Here is a 14,917-nt window from a genome sequence, read left to right as displayed (position 1 = left end):
TATGCCCCCATGGCGTTTGCGCGATTTCCACGACGACGACCTCGACCGGGCGATCTCGGTCTGGGACCAGAGCCGCGAACCGGGGGAACCGCCGCCGGCGTTCCCGGTCTCGGAGGTGATCGCGGCCGCCCGCTCGGGGCAGCCAGCTGTCGTCGCGGTCGTCGGCGATCAACTTGTGGGTATGGCCGTCGCGCAGGTCACGGGTGATCGGGCCTGGATCTCGATGATGGCGCTGAGCGAGCGGTGGCGGGGCCGCGGCATCGGCAGCGCGCTGATCGCGGAGTTGGAGGTGCGCCTACGGACGCTGGGAGCGCGACGCATCAGTGGACTGTTGCATGCCGAGGCCACCGGCACCGCCGCGCTGCGCAATTCGGGATACACCGAACGCTCCGACCTGTGCTTCTTCGAGAAGATCGATCACGTCGGGGCCTCAGATGCCGGCCTGCTGTCCGCGCTGGTCGGTCAGCTGATGGGTCCGGGACTGTGGGAGGGCATGGCGGGCATGGAAACCGAGAAGCGCTTGATCGAGCGCCGGATCGTGTTGCCGCTGGCCCAGCCGGATCTGGCGGAGCGATACGGCGTGTCGCCGCCCAAGGCCGTCATTCTGTTCGGTCCGCCGGGAACGGGAAAGACCAGTTTCGCCAAAGCGGTTGCCGGCGGCCTGGGCTGGCCATTCGTCGAGATCTTCCCCTCCCGGCTGGCCGCCCCGGACGTCGCGATGCCCACCGCGCTGCGGGAGGTGTTCACCAACCTCAACGAACTCGACTCCGCCGTGGTTTTCATCGACGAGGTCGAGGAGATCGCGGGATCGCGCTCAGGGATCCCGTCTGACCCCGCCCACGGGGTCACCAACGAGCTGCTCAAACTGATCCCGACATTCCGTCAGCACGACGAGCGGCTGCTGATCTGCGCGACGAACTCGGTGCGCTCCCTGGACTCGGCGTTTCTACGTCCCGGCCGATTCGACTACATCATCCCGGTCGGTCCGCCGGATGACGCCGCGCGCACGGCGATCTGGAATCGCTACCTCGGTGTCAACGCCGCCACCGTCGCTGTCGACGAGCTCGTCGAGGCCACTCACATGTTCACCCCGGCTGACATCGAATTCGCGGCCCGAAAGGGCGCCCAGTGCGCGTTCGAGCGTGAGATCGAACACCGGCGCGGCGAACCTGCGTGCACCGCCGACTACTTGGCCGCGATCGCCGAGACCCGACCGACGCTGACCGACGCGATGCTCGACGAGTTCGGCGAGGACATCGACGTCCGGACACGGCTATGACCGGTGACCCGACGGCAGAGAGCCTGCCGCTCGGGGGAAACGGCAGGCTCTCTGGGTGTGGGGTGGGTGGCTAGGCTGTCGCCTGAGCCCCCAGGACCCGCTGGATGTCCGGCTTCATCTGCTGCAGCTGCTGACCCCAGTACCCCCAGCTGTGGGTGCCCGAGGTGGGGAAGTTGAAGACACCGTTGGTGCCGCCGGCTGCGATGTAGTTGTCACGGAAGCTGATGTTGGTCCGCAGCGTGAACCCTTCGAGGAACTGAGCGGCCATCAGGTTGTTGCCCGGGGTGCCCGAGTCCAGGTCCGACGGGGTGCCCGTGCCGCAGTAGATCCAGATGCGGGTGTTGTTGGCCACCAGCTGGTTGATGTTGACCATCGGGTCGTTGCGCTTCCACGCCGGGTCAGAGGACGGGCCCCACATGCTCTCGGCGTTGAAGCCGCCCGCGTCGTTCATCGCCAGCCCGATCAGCATCGGCCACCAGCCCTCGGACGGGTTCAGGAAGCCCGACAGGGAACCGGCGTAGACGAACTGCTGCGGGTGGTAGATCGCGTAGGTTAGCGCCGCGCTGCCCGCCATCGACAGGCCGACGACGGCGTTGCCGGTGCGCGAGACCCCGCGGTTGGCCTCCAGCCACGCGGGCAGTTCCTGGGTCAGGAACGTCTCCCACTTGTAGGTGTAGTTCTGCCCGTTGCCCCGCGACGGCTGGTACCAGTCGCTGTAGAAGCTGGACTGGCCACCGACGGGCATGACGGTCGACAGGCCGGACTGGTAGAACCACTCGAACGCGGGAGTGTTGATGTCCCAGCCGTTGTAGTCGTCCTGGGCGCGCAGGCCGTCGAGCAGGTAGACCGCGTGCGGCCCACCGCCCTGGAACTGGACGCGGATGTTGCGGTTCATCGACGGGGAGAACACGTCGAGATATTCGACGGGAAGACCAGGACGGGAGAATGCTCCTGCCGTTGCCGAACCCCCGGCGAAGCCGATCAGCCCGGGCATCGCAACGGCGGCCAGGGCGGCAACCGCCACCCTGCGCATCGCCGCTTTTGCGGTACCCCGCCACTTCTCTGTGAACTTCATAACGGCAACCAACCCACCTTTCTCATCAAGTCTCGTACAGCTCGCAAAATTGCCGTCGCTTTGCAGTCGTAATGAAACACGTTGGAACTGAGCCCATACCGCCCCGACACGGCGAACCCATATCGCGGTTGGGCAACGATTGCGACTCGGGCCGGACTCACCGCAGGTTGATGAGCGGACCCCGGCGTGCCAGCCTGAGAAGACGATGGCCGATTCCGATGACCCGTTCGATCTGGAACGTTTCGTGACCGCACAGCAGCGGGTCTACCCCGCGGTGCTGGCCGAACTCCGCGCCGGAAGCAAGCGCTCGCACTGGATCTGGTTCATCTTCCCGCAGCTGCGCGGCCTCGGCCGCAGCGCCACCGCGCAGCGATACGGTATCTCCTCGCTGGAGGAGGCCGGGGCTTACCTGAGCCATCCGGTGCTCGGTCCGCGCCTGCGCGAGTGCGCGACGCTACTGATGACTCACCAAGGGCGTTCGGCGACAACCATTCTCGGACATCCCGACGATCTCAAGGTGCGGTCGTCGATGACGCTGTTCGCCCGGGCCGGTGGGGACGGGGTGTTCCGCACCGTGCTCGACGCGTTCTACGACGGCCACGAAGATCCCGCGACGCTGGAGCTGCTCGGCTGACCTTTACCGTGGCGCCAGAATCAGCCAGCCGTGCGGCGGCACCGCGGTGTCGGTGACGATCTCGGCCGGCGGTGCGCCGGACCCTGCGACCACCTCGGCACGACCGATCCCGAAGTCCGCGAGCGGCACCGGCAGCGGATCGTCGGCGACATTGAGCGCGACGACGAGCTCGTCACCGCCGTGACGGGAGGAGTAGACGTATCCGGTGTTGGTGACGCGCAGCGCCGTGGTCCTGGCGGTGTGCAGCCACGCGTGCCGGCGTCGCAACCCGATCAGGTGCTGATGTGAACGGAACATCTGGTGCCCGTGCTCGCCGACTCCGTCGAACGGCGAACCGAATTCGGGACGGACGGCGTCGTCGCCGCCGAATCTCTCCTCCTTGTCCCCGCGGTAGGCGACCTCGTCGCCGGCATAGACGCTGGGGGTGCCGCCGGTGGTCAGCAGGAGCACCAGCGCCTGCTCGACATGCCGGGGGTCGGTGAGCCGGCTGGCGATGCGGGTGACGTCGTGGTTGCCGATGAACGTCATCGGCACGAAGCTGTCGAGGAACTCGTTGTGCCGGGTCAGTGCCCAGTCCAGCTCGTGGAAGTTGCCGTCGTTGAGGCTGCTCCAGATGGCCTTCCACAGCTCGTACTGGGTAACCGAATCGAACCCCGAGTCACGCACCCGCGCCTGGTAGTCGCCGTGGATGACCTCGCCGACGATCCACGCGTCGGGGTGCCGCTGCCGCACCCGCGGCAGCACCTGCGACCAGAACCGGTCCGGGGTGGCGTACGCGGCGTCGAGCCGCCATCCGTGCGCGCCGCGGTCCAGCCAGTGCTCCATCACCTCGACGGTGTAGTCGATGACCTCGGCGTTGCCGTGGTTCAGTGCGATCAGCCCGTCGTGCCCCTCGAACGTGGCGAACCCGTCGCCCCGAGCGCGGAACCACGACCGGTCACCGCCGGCCAGGGCCTCGCGGTAGCGCGGGAACTCGGTGCCCACGTGGTTGAAGACCCCGTCGAGCAGAATCCGCAGTCCGCGCTTGCCGGCCTCGGCCACCAGGTGGTCGAAATCCTCGTCGTCACCGAGCCTCGGGTCGATGCGGTAGTGGTCGGTGGTGTCATAACCATGGGTGCGCGACGCGAACACCGGGCCCAACGCCACCCCGGACGCACCGAGCTCGATCGCGTAGTCGAGCCAGTCGACGACCCGGCGCAACCGGTGCCCGTCCGGTCCCGGGGCAGGGTCGGCCGGATAGGCGCCGACGAACCCCAGCGGATAGATCTGCCACCAGATGACGTGTTCCACCCAGCCGGGATCGGTCACTTCGGCTCCTCGCGTGAGCGATGGTCGGTCACGGTCGAAACGCCCTCTGGTACAACGCCTTCATCTCCTCGGTCAACTCCTCGGCCGGTCCGTGCACGTCCACCCCCGGCGCCACGGCCGTGATCGGCAGCGCCGCGACCGGTGGCGCTGGCGCGGCCCATTCCTGCAGCCATCGGGTCAGTTGCGCCCCCGACGCGGCGTAGACGATGCGCCCGAGGCCTACCCAGGCATGCGCCGCGGCACACATCGGGCAGTGCTCGCCGGAGGTGTACACGGTGCAGCGGGCCCGCTCCTCGGGGGTGAGGTGCGCCACCGCCCAGCGGGCGATCGCGAACTCGGGATGACGGGTGGCGTCGCCGTCCTTGACCCGGTTGTGGTCTTCGAACCGGACCGAACCCTGAGGATCGACAAGCAGGGAACCGAAAGGTTCGTCCCCGTCGTCGAGCGCCTCGCGGGCGAGTTCGACACATCGGCGCAGGAATGCCAGGTCGTCGTCGGTGACCGCCACAGCCGGAGTCTACGGTCGGACTGGTGCACTTGCGGCCCGGACGTGTCGCGTTCGCCTGAGTCAGTCGCAGCAGTGCGCCTGCAGCCGGCAGGCGCAGGACGCTTCGATCGGCACGTCGGCGCGGGCGGAGGCCAGCTCGAGCTGTTTGCCGATGATGGCCGCTTCGGCTCCGCGGCCGAGCCGGGTCAGGCATTCGTGGTATCCGTGCAGGCTCCACACGTTGCCGGGGTGCTGGCAGGGGCGGCTCAGCGTGGGGTCCAGCCCGAGGTCGGCGGCGTACACCTGGGCGGCTTCCTCGACCCGGCCCCGCTCGAGGAGCAGGGCGCCCAGGGCGTGCCGGGTCGGCTGCATCCAGCCCCACGGTTCGTCGTAGGGCAGGTTGTCGTCGAGGTCGACCGCGCGTCGCAGATGCGCAAAGGCGTCATCGAATCGTCCTGCGCGGTAATCGATCTCGCCGTTCAGCATCGCCGCTGCGACGGCCAGGATATCGCGGCTGGTGTTGTTGAACAGATATCTGGTCTCCGGGATGCGGTCGTAGGCAGCGGCGAACAACTCCCGTTCGGCGGCGGCCCGGTCCGGGTGGCCGCTCGCGGCGTGCGCCACCCCGCGCCCGTAGTGGATGGTGGCCGTGGTGGTGCAGTACAGCGCGGGGTCGTCGGGCAGCGGCGTGGCGATCAGCTCGCTCCAGCGGCCGAACCGCACCAGCACGTGCACCCGCAACGGTACGAACGCTTCCAGCCAGTCCGCCATCGGCGGCGAGTCGATGGCCAGCAATTGGGGGGTCAGCTGGCCGGCGAGCTCGTCGGCGGCCTGCAGCGCCACCCTCGAATTGCCTTCGAACATCGCGGAATACACGATGAAGTGCAGGTTGTGCGCCCGGTACAGCGAGTAGAAGTTCAACGGGCCCCGGTGTTCGACGAAGCGCTGATCGACCGTCGTCGCAGCCACATTCGCCGTCACCGAGTCGTGGTAGTTGCCGCACAGCACGTCGATGTGACTTGGCATGTGCCGCAGGTGGCCGGCGTCGGGCACCAGTCCACGCAGCAGGTCCGCTGCGGGCAACGCGTCCTGGGGAGTCGCCGACATCTCCATGGTGTGCAGATAGAGGTGCAGAACGCCGGGATGGTCACGCCCGGCCGGGGTGGCCAGCGCGTCGTCGAGGATGCGTTTGGCCTCCACCACCCGCGACCCGGGTGCCGGTTGACCGGTCCGGCTGTCCCACAACGCCCACGCGGTCACGTTGACCAACGCGTCGGCCGCCAGCGTGGCCACGTCGATGTCGTCCGGATAGTCCTGGGCGAGAGCCGACATCGCGTCGGCGTAGGCGCTGTGCCCGGCCTGCAGCGCCTCGGCGTCAGCGGGGTCCTCGGTGGGGAAGCGGGCGGTCAGCGCGGCGATCAAGCGGCGTTCGACGGCGGTCGCCCGGCCGTGTGCGGCCAAGCCGAGTTCGGTCCGCGCCCGCTGCAGCGACGCCGCGAGATCCACCGGGTCGAAGGCTTCCCAGCCCTTGTTGTAGTTCGGGCCGACGGCGTAGGCGATGCCCCAGTGTGCGAGCGCAAAGTCGGGGTCGAGCTCGAGGGCGCGCTCGAAGCAGCGGATCGCCTCTTCATGGTTGAACGCATAGGACCAGACCATGCCGCGGTCGAACCAGACCTGGGCGGCGGGCGATGGGGTGTCAGTCGGCCGATGGAAGGAGCCGAGGTCGTAATACGGCTCGGCGGTGCCCGGCTCGGCGCTCATACCAGGCACGATAATTCAGCCGCGCGGCGATGGCGGCAACTGCGAGAAAACAGCCGGCGCCGGCCCAGATCCCCAGCGTGACCAGGGGAGTGGCCGCGCCGTTGCCGCCGAAATAGGAGATGCTGCGCAGCAGCGAGACACCGGAGCCCTGCGGCACCACGGCGGTCAACGTGGCGTAGAAACTCGACAGCAGCGGCCGGCCGACCGGACCGGCGGCGGCCGCGTTGCCGACGACCACCAGGAAGACTCCCAGCGCGATCGAAGCGGCGGACCCGAAGGCGGCCGCGACGCCGGTGATCGCACCACCGACTGCCATCGCATAGAGCCACAGCCCGCCGAATACCTGCCAGGTGTGCCCGGTGAGGGCACCGAGCACCGGCCCGACGTAGGCGGTGACGACACCGGCGAGCACCGTCGAGAACACGGCCAGCGACGCTGTGCGCAACGCGAAGGTGGCCGGTGTGCGGACGCTGCCCATCAGCCGGCCGAGCAGCGCCGCACCCAGCGATGCGCCGATCGACAGGAAGATCACCGCGTAGAACTCGACGGTGCCCGACGGGTCGGCGGCGGTGGTCGGGGCGACATCCTCGACGACGGTGGTGAGGCCGGCGCGTTCGGCGGCGGCGCGGCCGACGCTCTCGGCGGCGGCCGCGGTACTGCGGCCACCGCCGCCGGCGACGTAGACGGTCAGCTGGTGATCGGAGGTCACCGAAAACGCGGTGTCGGCAACGCGCTCGTACACCTGGGCTCTGGCTGCGGCGGCGTCGCCGACTTCGTTGACCGACAGCGCATCTTGGGCACGCAGTCCGTCGACGATCGGCTGGGGCGCCGACACGGCGACGGTCATGTGATGCAACGTCGGTTTCGCGAATGCCCCGGCATAACTGGCCACCATGGCGAGCACGAAAACCGTCAAGGCGGTCAGAGCCAGCACGGTGATGCGCAATGCGGAACGATCACGCACCGGCGGGATTTCGGGGACGTGATGTCTACCCATGGGTGGAGCCTTTCGTCGGTGAGGAGATGCCCAGCAGCGCGTCGACGGTGTCGAGAGCCGCGCTGACCCGGGCTCGGAGATCGGTGACGTGGTCGTCTTCCATCCAGGACCGCAGCACCTCCATGAGCCCGCCCACCAGGAACCGGGTGACCGACTCGGCAGGCACGTCAGACACGATGTCCAGGACTGTCATGCCCTGTTCGGAGATCTGGCGGCAAGGCGTCAAGAGCGCGTCGCGGTAGGCGGCCAGCACGTGCTGGTGCACGGTGCTGGAGGCGACGTGGCGGCACAACCGTTCATGCCGGGCCGCGAAGCCGAAGAGGTCCTGGATCCGTGCGCGGGCGTCGTCGTGCTCGACTTGGGCGATCGTGCCGAACGCATGCGAGAAAGCTTGCGCCACCGCGTCGTCGCGGTCACGGAAGTGCCGATAGAACACCTGACGGCTGACCCCGGCCCGGGCAACGAGATCGCCGACGGTGATCGCCTCGACGGGATACTCGTGCGCTAGCGCGAACGCGGCCTCACGCAGTCGGGTGTGGACCCGTTCGGCGCGTGGGTCGGCACTTCGGCCGCGTTCGGTCATTCCACGAGACTAAAGACTTCGTTTACAGTTGTCTACGACAACTTAGGTAATCTATGCCACCGCTCCGCGGCCGGTGTGATCCTGGTCGCTGGACCGCAGTTCACTTGGCTGTCAATGCATTTCACCGGCCAGCGCCTCAGGGTCCTTGGTCATCTTCTGGGAGTAGGTGGCGTTCGGGGTGGTGGTAGCCGTTGATCAGCTGCGTGCGGTGCTGGCCGGTATCGAGCTCTGGTGGTGGAATCCATTCGGTCTGGTTTTTGGCGTTTTTGCTTGTGGTCCAGCCGGTGGTTTCGATCATCCGGTTGTGCGGTCCGCAGGCCAGGGTGAGGTCGTCGATGTCGGTCTGGCCGTCGTTCTTCCAGTCGGCGACCGCGTGGTGGACCTGGCACCAGTAACCGGGCACGGTGCAGCCCGGGCGGGTGCAGCCGCGGTCACGAGCGTGCAGCACGATGCGTTGCGCGGCGTTGGCCAGCCGTCGGGCCCGGCCCAGGTACAGGCTTTGACCGGTGTGCTCGTCGAAGACATACAGATAGTGATGGGCCTGGGCGGCCATGCGGATCAGGTCGGGCATCGGTAGCAGTGAACCGCCGCCGGTGACCGCCACCCCGGCACGTTTTTCCAGCTCCTGCAGGGTGGTGGAGACGATCACGGTGACCGGTAACCCGTTCTGGCTGCCTAGTGCCCCGGATTCGAGGTTGCGGCGCACCAGGGCTTTGAGGCCATCGTGATTGCGCTGCCCTTCGGTGCGGGTATCCCGGCACGCGGTCTCCGGTGCCCCATCCTCGCCTGGCTCCTTGTCCTGGTCGGGCATGTTGGCTCCGGGGGCGGCTTCTTTGGCCAGGGTCGCCTCCAGGTAGGCGCGGGTTTCGGCGTCGAGGTAGCCCGAGATCGTGCTGAACCCGTCGCGTTGCTGCTTGCCGATCTTCAGCCAGCGTTTCCGGGCCAGGTCGGTGTCGGGGGGTTCGGGGCCGTCCTGATCGATCATCATCAACAACCGCCCCGCGGCCTCATCCAGCTCTTCCGGGCCCATCCCCGAGCCTTTGCGCGCCAACTGCGCGTCGGCGTGCGCGCGGGTGTCCGCATCCACCCAGGCGGGCAGCTTCTTGTGGAACTTGGCGATCACGGTGATGTGCTCTTCGTCCAACAGGCCAAGGGCCTGGGCGGCGGCGGTGGCTTCCCACCGCGGCGCCAACGGTTGCCCCGTCATCGCCCGCCGGGGCCCCAGCATTTCGGCCCGTCGCAACCGCCGCCCGGCTTCGGCGCCACTGACCCGCAGCGCGGTAGCCAGCACGCCCTTCCACGATCCTTCACCGAGTCGGTGGGGTTGGGTCTCCTCGATCAAGCGGGCCAACACCTTGTGCTCCAGGGCCGGCACGCTGCGCAGCACCGTGGTCAGCTCGACCAGCAGCCCGATCAACTCACGGTGCGAGAGCTCCTCGGCCGCCTTGGACAGCACAGCGATCTGCTCAGCGATCGCCCCCACCGCCTCCGACACCAACTCCATACATCGAACACTAGTTCGAAGGTCTGACAAGCGAATTCGAAAAAGTGACCAATGATGCCGTAGCGACCAAAGAAGTATCTGAGGCGCCGAACGCGACGCGCACGAACAGCACATCCGAGATCGGCGACCTGCTCACCGGACCACCCCCGGCGTGACCCGTTTCTTGACACATGTTCTAGTCGAGGGGTGCTGGAGTACACCCAAGTCGACGGTATGAGCGCCACCGACGTCGCGCGGCTGCGGGCCGTGTACGAACCCCTGACCGAATCGGTGCGCGCCCTGATCGACGCGACCATCCGCACCGAGGCCGATGCCGACGCCGTCGTCGCAGCGAAAGCCGAAATCGACTCGGCCACCGCGCGGTTGCGTGCGGCACAGCTCGACGGCGCGTTCGGGGTGCAGTACGCCGCCGACGGAACCATGATGCCGTGGGGCAACGCGGTGATCGGCGTGCGCAACCCGAGCGCCCCGCCGGTGGTGATCCGCAAGGATCCCGACGGTTCGGTGCGCAGCGACTTCTACCTCGGCGCCGCCTTCGAAGGCCCACCCGGGCACGTGCACGGCGGAGTGTCGGCGATGATCCTCGACCACGTGCTCGGAGACGCGGCCAGTGCGCCCGGCGTGCACCGGCTCACCGGCACCATCTCGGTACGCTACCGGCGGTTGACGCCGCTCGGACGGCTGCGCTGTGAAGCCCGGATCACCCACACCGACGGGTTCAAGACCTACGCGGTAGGCCACATCGCCGACGGCACGGGTGTCACGGTCGAGGCCGAGGCCGTGTTCATCGAACCGAAATGGGCACGGGGCTGACGCTGATCGACGACACGCTGCGGGTGATGGCGCCGATCTCGGCGACCAGCATGCGTGCCGGACCCTCGCCGGCGCCCTGACGCGGCACGGCGTCGCGCAGCCGCTGTTCGGCGACCGCCAGCTCCGCCCCGTCGACCGTCCACGGCGACGCAGCCGTCGGCGGGTCCCCACGCAGCGCCTCGACGTATTCGTCGACGGCGATCACGAAGTCGCGGTCGTCGGTGATCGGGTGCCCGGGCAGCTGTTCTTCCAAGGTTGCGCAGGAACTGGTCACGGTGTTCAACGCGGTGCGGTAGGCGCGCAGCCAGTGCCGCAGTTCGCGGGACTCCATCCGCATCGCGCCGGAGGTCGCCTCGAATGACGCGCGCGCGCGAAACGCTCGCTGCCAGGCGGCTGTCATCGCTTCTCGAGGATTACCGTCGTCGTGCACATAACCCTTGATCACCGTTGCGGCGTAATCGATCTCGGTTTTCAGCAATTCCCCGGCACGCTGTGAGAGCCGCGTCATGGCATCGTCGGGCACCACCACGTGGGCGACCAGTGCCAGCGCCCCGCCGAAGAGAGTGGCCAGCAGCGGGTCGCCCAGCGCCGGAGGCACGTCGGGCCGGCCGGCATCGACGAGGAACATCGCTGCCGCGGCCACCGCGGCGGCCAGCGCGATATAGCCCGAACCCGACAGCACGCAACCCACCCCGATCGCCACCACGGCCAGCGCGGTCCCCATCGCGACCCCGGGGTCGAGGATCAGCAGCACCGTCGACGCGGCGAGGATCCCCACGACCGCGCCCGCCAGCCGGCCCACGGCCCGTGTGTAGGTGTGCGCGGTCTCGGGCCGGAGCACCAGCAGCACGGTCAGCGGAATCCACACGCCGTAGGCACCCTCGGCGTACCGGTCGATCGCGCAGCCGACGGCGACCGCGGCGGACAACCGCACCGCGTGCCGCAACACCTGTGACTGGCGGTCGAAGTGATCGCGCACCGCGGCTACGGCAGAACGCACAGAGGTGCGCAACTCGGGACGACGCAGCCGCACCGCGTCCGGCGCGGACGGCACGAAATCGCCGAGTCGCATCGCCACCGCCTCGTGCAACAGCACCGACAACCGGTGCCCGACTGCCCGTTCGGTGCCGCCGACCGCGGACGCGACGGTGTCGAACCGGCCGATGGCCACATCGGCACGTACCCGACCCAATCTGTCGGTGTCGGCCACGGCGGCCAGCGTGTCCGCCGCCTCGGCGAGCGCGAGATTCAGCGCCTCGGACCGGTCCGGCATGTTCGCCGTGTCGGTCAACACCGCGGCGATGCGTTCGGGCAGGGCGTACCACCCGCGGTAGGACACGGGGCGGCGCTGATGACCGACGGCGGTGAACACGTCGCGCAACAGTGTCAGCGGTGCGGTGTCCACCACCGGCCCCTGCGCGCCGCCGCTGATCGTGCGGGCGTCGGCGGCCAGCGCACGATAGGCGCCGACCAGTGCGTCGCGCTGCCTGCGCCAGCGCACCGGCGGCCACAGCGCGATCACCCACACCTGGAGCAGTCCTCCGGCGACGGCCAGCAGCGTCGTGACGAGCGCCGAACCCGGCCCCGCGGCGACCGGCGAGGCCGCCACCACCAGCGCCACCGACGCTGCGCCGATCAGCCCCGCGTTGGCGCCCAGGGTCCACAGCATCGACGCGAAGAAGCACCACAGGGCCGCCACCGCGATGAAGACGGGCGAGAACCCGGCTGTCAGAGTGCCCAGGGCCACCGCCGTCCCCGTCACCGCAGAGACCAGCAGCAGCACCGTGACCCGTCCACGGGGACGGTCCTGCAGCGCGGTCGCGCATGTGACCGCGGCGGCGCCCACGACAGGGGTCACCGCCCCCGGCGGTCCCCACTGCACGGCCGCCACCGCCACCACCGCGACACACAGCAGGCTGCGCAGCACCGCTGCGAGGTCCGGCATCGCCCACCGCAGCACCAGCCCTCTGATCACGGATCCATTCTGACCCGGCTATGTTCGCCGGGTGGAGAAAGTCATGTTCGCCCTGCGTGGCGCGTCCGGCGACGACGACTGGTGCACCAGGCTCCGCACGGACGTCGCCGAGACCCTGCTCGGGACGGGGGTGCCGGGGCTGACGGTCCACGTCCGGGACGCATCGGTACGGGATTCGCTGATGACGCTGACCACGCTGGATCCGCCGGCGCTGGCATTCGTCACGCTGTGGACGCAGCAGTATTACGGCGATCAGATCCGCACCGCGACAACGCTGTTGAGTCAGCACTGCGATCTGCTCGCCGCATACCTGGTGACCGAGTCGGTGCCGCTGGCCGCTCCTGCCACCGAGCCGGGCGAGCGCACCCCGGGCCTGGCCAACATCGCGCTGCTGCGCCGGCCCGCCGAGATGGACGAGGCGACGTGGCTGCACCGGTGGCATCGCGATCACACCCAGGTCGCCATCGACACCCAGTCGACGTTCGGCTACACCCAGAACTCGGTGGTGCGGCCCCTCACCGACGGGGCGCCGGCGATTTCGGCGATCGTGGAGGAGCTGTTCCCGATCGAGGCGACCGCGGATCTGCATGCGTTCTTCGGCGCGGCCGACGACGCCGACCTCGACGACCGCATGCGCCGGATGGTGGCCAGCACCACGGCGTTCGGAGCCAACCGGAACGTCGACACGGTGCCGACGAGTCGCTACGTGCTCCGCGACCCGTTCACCGCGGCGGATAGGCTGCGGCCGTGACACTGCAGATCAGCGACGAGAACCGGGTTCGGACCCTGGTCCTGAACCGTCCTGAGGCGCTCAACGCGTTCAATCAGGAGCTCTATCTCGCCACCGCGACCGCACTGCGGGACGCCGACGCCGACCCCGACGTTGCGGTCGTGCTGCTCACCGGCGCCGGGCGGGCGTTCAGCGCGGGCAACGACCTCAAAGAGATGCAGGCGGGTATCGCCGACGGGTCGTTGACCAACGAGGGCAGCCACTTCACCACGATGATCGACGCGCTGACCGAACTGTCCAAACCGCTGATCTGCGCGGTCAACGGCGTCGGGCTGGGCATCGGTGCCACGATCCTCGGCTACGCCGACTTGGTGTTCATGTCGACGACCGCGCGGTTGAAGTGCCCGTTCACCAGCCTCGGCGTCGCACCGGAGGCCGCGTCGTCCTATCTCCTGCCGCAGCTGATCGGCCGGCAGAACGCCGCGTGGCTGCTGCTGTCCTCGGAGTGGGTGGACGCCGCCGAGGCGAAGCAGATGGGGATCGCGTGGAAGGTCTGCGAACCCGAGGAGCTGCTGGCTGACGCTAGCAGGCACGCGGAAATCCTTGCGTCCCGGTCGATTCCGAGTCTGGTCGCCGTCAAGAAGACGATCGTCGCACCGCTGCGCGCCGAGATCGCGGCCGCCACGCAGCGGGAGAACGCGCACTTTCAGGAGCTGCTCGGCGGAGCCGCCAACGCTGCGGCGCTCGCGGACTTCACCGGCCGGCGCAACAGCTGAAAGCTACTGCGCGACCCGCTCCGGCTTCCCGGCGAAATGCGCCTCGATGATGGCCCGCAGCGTGCGCCTGCAGCGCCCGCAGTCGCCTCCCGCGCCGCACGCCTCGGCGATCTCCTTGGATGTCCGGGCGCCGTTGGCCACGACCTCGCCGACCACGTGACTGGTGGCTCCGGTGCAGAGGCAGACGAACATGACGGCTAACCCGATTCGCCGACGCTCATCAGGTGGGCGAACCGGCCCACGAAGCGGGTCGGATAGGGCCCCATGCCTGCACTGGTCATCCATTCGGCGGCGGCGTCGGGATGCTCGATCCACTGCCTGGCACTGGCCTCGTCGGCGATCTCCTGCAGGATCAGCACCTCGTGACCGTCGTCGAGCGCGCGGTACACCCAGATCTTGCGCACGCCGCCGCTCTTGAAGCGCTCGAGGCCGTCGTGCACCTTGATCATGAGCTGCGAGACATCCTCGACGGAGGACATCACGCCGACGACCACCCGTCCGATCCGGCCCTCGGATTCGGTTCCGTCCATATCGATCTTCTCGACGACCTCACCCCCGAAGATCGGCGGGATGTCGTCGGCGCCGGAGATGTCGAACCATTCGAATATCGCGGTGGAGCGCAGCACATCGCGGATCGAATGAGCGTTTCGAATTCCGATCGTGACGAGCACGCGCCGCGGTTCCCAAATCGATTCATAGACCACCACGTGATGGGCGCCGATCGAGGAAAGTCCGTCGCGGTGCTTTTTCAGCCATTTCCACATACGGTCGAGGTCGTCCACGCGAAAATCACAGGCAAGGATGAATGAGTGCAGATCGTACTCACCCATGTGGTCACCCTTACCTCGGAACGGCCGCAGACACTTAGCGCAGTCTAACCTTACTTAGCGTAGGCAGTCCAGATCTCGGCCTCGATCCGAGGCCCGTTCCCGCGCCGGCACGCCGACAACACGTCTCCCACACCGAGGTTCGCGCTCACTCGAGGCGTGAAGTGG

At 68.3% G+C, this 14,917-nt stretch carries 15 protein-coding genes; 5 read left to right on the top strand and 10 right to left on the bottom strand.

Features of this window, described 5'->3' with window-relative positions; all coding sequences use genetic code 11:
* Position 1: 1 nt before the first annotated feature.
* Positions 2–1,279: an ATP-binding protein gene (locus tag ACXMYJ_RS00620; RefSeq protein ID WP_460353222.1), complete on the top strand. Its 1,278-nt coding sequence runs from the start codon at positions 2–4 to the stop codon at positions 1,277–1,279.
* A 70-nt stretch (positions 1,280–1,349) separates the two neighbouring features.
* Here the strand turns inward: ACXMYJ_RS00620 and ACXMYJ_RS00615 are convergent, their stop codons facing one another.
* Complete coding sequence (locus ACXMYJ_RS00615) at positions 1,350–2,354, bottom strand: esterase family protein (protein WP_260752740.1); 1,005 nt, start codon at positions 2,352–2,354, stop codon at positions 1,350–1,352.
* 205 nt (positions 2,355–2,559) lie between these two features.
* On the opposite strand from ACXMYJ_RS00615, the gene ACXMYJ_RS00610 reads away from it, so the two are divergent.
* A complete protein-coding gene (locus ACXMYJ_RS00610; protein WP_443187269.1) occupies positions 2,560–2,988 on the top strand; it encodes a DUF1810 domain-containing protein in 429 nt (142 codons plus the stop codon).
* 3 nt (positions 2,989–2,991) lie between these two features.
* Here the strand turns inward: ACXMYJ_RS00610 and ACXMYJ_RS00605 are convergent, their stop codons facing one another.
* The 6 genes from ACXMYJ_RS00605 to ACXMYJ_RS00580 all read right to left on the bottom strand — a co-directional run bounded on the left by ACXMYJ_RS00605 (position 2,992) and on the right by ACXMYJ_RS00580 (position 9,628).
* Positions 2,992–4,296, bottom strand: a complete 1,305-nt coding sequence (locus ACXMYJ_RS00605) for an alpha-amylase family glycosyl hydrolase (protein WP_460353218.1) — start codon at positions 4,294–4,296, stop codon at positions 2,992–2,994.
* Between the two features lie 28 nt (positions 4,297–4,324).
* Positions 4,325–4,804: a nucleoside deaminase gene (locus ACXMYJ_RS00600; RefSeq protein ID WP_460353215.1), complete on the bottom strand. Its 480-nt coding sequence runs from the start codon at positions 4,802–4,804 to the stop codon at positions 4,325–4,327.
* A 60-nt stretch (positions 4,805–4,864) separates the two neighbouring features.
* Positions 4,865–6,544: a tetratricopeptide repeat protein gene (locus tag ACXMYJ_RS00595; protein WP_460353212.1), complete on the bottom strand. Its 1,680-nt coding sequence runs from the start codon at positions 6,542–6,544 to the stop codon at positions 4,865–4,867.
* Positions 6,480–7,541, bottom strand: coding sequence for a YhgE/Pip domain-containing protein (locus ACXMYJ_RS00590; protein WP_260752746.1), 1,062 nt, complete (start codon positions 7,539–7,541; stop codon positions 6,480–6,482). The genes ACXMYJ_RS00595 and ACXMYJ_RS00590 overlap by 65 nt, the downstream gene beginning before the upstream one ends.
* The gene (locus tag ACXMYJ_RS00585; protein ID WP_260752747.1) at positions 7,534–8,124 is read right to left on the bottom strand and encodes a TetR/AcrR family transcriptional regulator; all 591 of its coding nucleotides are present in this window, start codon (positions 8,122–8,124) and stop codon (positions 7,534–7,536) included. Before ACXMYJ_RS00585 ends, ACXMYJ_RS00590 begins: the two co-directional genes overlap by 8 nt.
* 136 nt (positions 8,125–8,260) lie before the next feature.
* A complete protein-coding gene (locus tag ACXMYJ_RS00580; protein WP_460353208.1) occupies positions 8,261–9,628 on the bottom strand; it encodes an HNH endonuclease signature motif containing protein in 1,368 nt (455 codons plus the stop codon).
* Positions 9,629–9,814: 186 nt separating this feature from the next.
* On the opposite strand from ACXMYJ_RS00580, the gene ACXMYJ_RS00575 reads away from it, so the two are divergent.
* Entirely contained in the window at positions 9,815–10,441 is a 627-nt protein-coding gene (locus ACXMYJ_RS00575; protein ID WP_443188198.1) for a PaaI family thioesterase, read from the top strand.
* Here the strand turns inward: ACXMYJ_RS00575 and ACXMYJ_RS00570 are convergent.
* Positions 10,413–12,416 carry an FUSC family protein gene (locus tag ACXMYJ_RS00570; RefSeq protein ID WP_460353205.1) on the bottom strand — a complete coding sequence of 668 codons (2,004 nt, stop codon included), beginning with the start codon at positions 12,414–12,416 and terminating at the stop codon, positions 10,413–10,415. The two genes, ACXMYJ_RS00575 and ACXMYJ_RS00570, sit on opposite strands and share 29 nt — an antisense overlap.
* Positions 12,417–12,447: 31 nt before the next feature.
* Between ACXMYJ_RS00570 and ACXMYJ_RS00565 the strand changes: the two genes are divergently transcribed.
* On the top strand, positions 12,448–13,167 hold the full coding sequence (locus tag ACXMYJ_RS00565) for an EthD domain-containing protein (protein ID WP_260752754.1): 720 nt from the start codon (positions 12,448–12,450) through the stop codon (positions 13,165–13,167).
* Positions 13,164–13,922, top strand: coding sequence for an enoyl-CoA hydratase/isomerase family protein (locus ACXMYJ_RS00560; protein WP_460353203.1), 759 nt, complete (start codon positions 13,164–13,166; stop codon positions 13,920–13,922). The genes ACXMYJ_RS00565 and ACXMYJ_RS00560 overlap by 4 nt, the downstream gene beginning before the upstream one ends.
* A gap of 3 nt (positions 13,923–13,925) precedes the next feature.
* Here ACXMYJ_RS00560 and ACXMYJ_RS00555 read toward each other — a convergent pair whose 3' ends face one another.
* Both ACXMYJ_RS00555 and ACXMYJ_RS00550 read right to left on the bottom strand, forming a co-directional pair.
* Positions 13,926–14,114, bottom strand: a complete 189-nt coding sequence (locus tag ACXMYJ_RS00555; protein WP_260752756.1) for a (2Fe-2S)-binding protein — start codon at positions 14,112–14,114, stop codon at positions 13,926–13,928.
* A 5-nt stretch (positions 14,115–14,119) separates the two neighbouring features.
* Positions 14,120–14,752, bottom strand: coding sequence for a fatty-acid--CoA ligase (locus tag ACXMYJ_RS00550; protein WP_443188195.1), 633 nt, complete (start codon positions 14,750–14,752; stop codon positions 14,120–14,122).
* Positions 14,753–14,917: the final 165 nt, after the last annotated feature.

The organism is Mycobacterium sp. ZZG (assembly GCF_054786995.1).
Note: the sequence above shows the minus strand (reverse complement) of the source record. Positions and strands in the feature narration are given on the sequence as shown.

Coding starts and splice junctions, on each gene's coding strand:
- ACXMYJ_RS00620 (WP_460353222.1), top strand. CDS start 2: ATGCCCCCATGGCGTTTGCGCGATTTCCACGACGACGACCTCGACCGG.
- ACXMYJ_RS00615 (WP_260752740.1), bottom strand. CDS start 2,354: ATGAAGTTCACAGAGAAGTGGCGGGGTACCGCAAAAGCGGCGATGCGC.
- ACXMYJ_RS00610 (WP_443187269.1), top strand. CDS start 2,560: ATGGCCGATTCCGATGACCCGTTCGATCTGGAACGTTTCGTGACCGCA.
- ACXMYJ_RS00595 (WP_460353212.1), bottom strand. CDS start 6,544: ATGAGCGCCGAGCCGGGCACCGCCGAGCCGTATTACGACCTCGGCTCC.
- ACXMYJ_RS00590 (WP_260752746.1), bottom strand. CDS start 7,541: ATGGGTAGACATCACGTCCCCGAAATCCCGCCGGTGCGTGATCGTTCC.
- ACXMYJ_RS00585 (WP_260752747.1), bottom strand. CDS start 8,124: ATGACCGAACGCGGCCGAAGTGCCGACCCACGCGCCGAACGGGTCCAC.
- ACXMYJ_RS00580 (WP_460353208.1), bottom strand. CDS start 9,628: ATGGAGTTGGTGTCGGAGGCGGTGGGGGCGATCGCTGAGCAGATCGCT.
- ACXMYJ_RS00555 (WP_260752756.1), bottom strand. CDS start 14,114: ATGTTCGTCTGCCTCTGCACCGGAGCCACCAGTCACGTGGTCGGCGAG.
- ACXMYJ_RS00550 (WP_443188195.1), bottom strand. CDS start 14,752: ATGGGTGAGTACGATCTGCACTCATTCATCCTTGCCTGTGATTTTCGC.